The 667-nt window shown below is 69.7% G+C and carries 1 protein-coding gene; it reads left to right on the top strand.

Annotated elements, in window-relative coordinates:
• A partial coding sequence (locus tag A5757_RS11985; protein ID WP_156618337.1) for a DUF222 domain-containing protein occupies window positions 1-667 on the top strand: 667 nt, incomplete at both ends.

Here is a 667-nt window from a genome sequence, read left to right as displayed (position 1 = left end):
ACACCGCCGCCAACTCGATGCCGAACTGTGCCACGATCCCCGCCGTCTGCAGGGCTGGGGTGACAAAAGGGTCGAGGCCGAAGCCAAGAAAATCGCCTACCGCCTCGATGCCCAAGCCGTGGTCGAACGGGCCGCCAAAGCCGCCGCCGACCGGACAGTGACGATCCGGCCCGCACCGGAGTGCATGACCTATGTGACCGTGTTGCTGCCCGTGGCCCAGGGCGTGGGGGTCTATGCCGCCCTCAAGCGGGCCGCCGACACCACCTTCGACGAGCGCAGCCGCGGCCAGATCATGGCCGACACCGTCTACGAACGGGTCACCGGGCATCCCGCCGCCGCGCCGGTCCCGATCACGGTCAATGTGGTGATGTCGGATCAGACGTTGATCGCCGGCAGCCACCAACCCGCCCATGTGCAGGGCTACGGACCCGTCCCCGCCGGAACCGCCCGCACCCTGATCAAGAACGCCGCCACCGACGCCCGCTCCCGGGCCACGCTGCGCCGCCTCTACGCCCGACCCTCGACCGGGGCCTTGGTGGCCATGGATTCCCGGGCTCGACTGTTCCCCAAAGCATTGGCCCGGTTCATCGACCTCCGCGACCAAACCTGCCGCACCCCTTACTGCGACGCCCCGATCCGCCACCACGACCACGCCCGCCCGCACCGC

This window comes from Mycobacterium sp. 852013-51886_SCH5428379, assembly GCF_001665575.1.
GTDB lineage: Bacteria > Actinomycetota > Actinomycetes > Mycobacteriales > Mycobacteriaceae > Mycobacterium.
Note: the sequence above shows the minus strand (reverse complement) of the source record. Positions and strands in the feature narration are given on the sequence as shown.